General features: G+C 56.7%; 1 protein-coding gene. It reads right to left on the bottom strand.

All coding sequences use genetic code 11. The features are described 5' to 3' along the window. On the bottom strand, window positions 1-581 hold a 581-nt coding region (locus SAHL_RS02965), incomplete at its 3' end, for a tyrosine-type recombinase/integrase (protein ID WP_416235841.1). Window positions 582-586: the final 5 nt, after the last annotated feature.

Raw genomic sequence — 586 nt, 5'->3', positions numbered from 1 at the left:
AGATAGCGCACCGTGCTTTCCAGCTTCGTATGTCCCAGCAAGAGCTGCACGGCGCGTAAATTGCGTGTTCGCCTATATATCAGCGTCGCTTTCGTGCGACGCATCGAGTGCGTGCCGTACTCGAGAGGATCGAGGCCGATGCTCTCGACCCACGATTTAACGACTCGGGCGTATTGCCGCGTAGATAGATGTGGACAACCCGACACCCGGCTCGGAAACAAGTAATCATTGGCTCGCAGCGCGACGGCACTTATCCATGCTTCGATCGAGGTACGCGTTTGCTCTGTCAGTTCGAACTGTACAGGCCGGCCCGTCTTCTGCTGAACAATCGCGGTGCGGGACAGTACGCGACCACCGTGCGCGACGTCTTGAACCTTCAGCCTGACCAGATCACACCCGCGTAGCTTGCTGTCGATCGCGAGATTAAACAGTGCGAGATCCCGCGTCTGGGTCACAAGCTGTAGCCGTACCCGAATACCCCAGATTTCCTTGAGCTTTAGCGGTGGCTTCGGGCCAACTAAGCGACCTTTGTTCCACGGTATGATGGGGCCTTTAGAATGAGGGCCTTCCCGTTGGTCGATATACT

It is taken from the genome of Salinisphaera orenii subsp. halophila YIM 95161 (assembly GCF_003732545.1).
Taxonomy (GTDB): domain Bacteria; phylum Pseudomonadota; class Gammaproteobacteria; order Nevskiales; family Salinisphaeraceae; genus Salinisphaera; species Salinisphaera orenii_A.
Note: the sequence above shows the minus strand (reverse complement) of the source record. Positions and strands in the feature narration are given on the sequence as shown.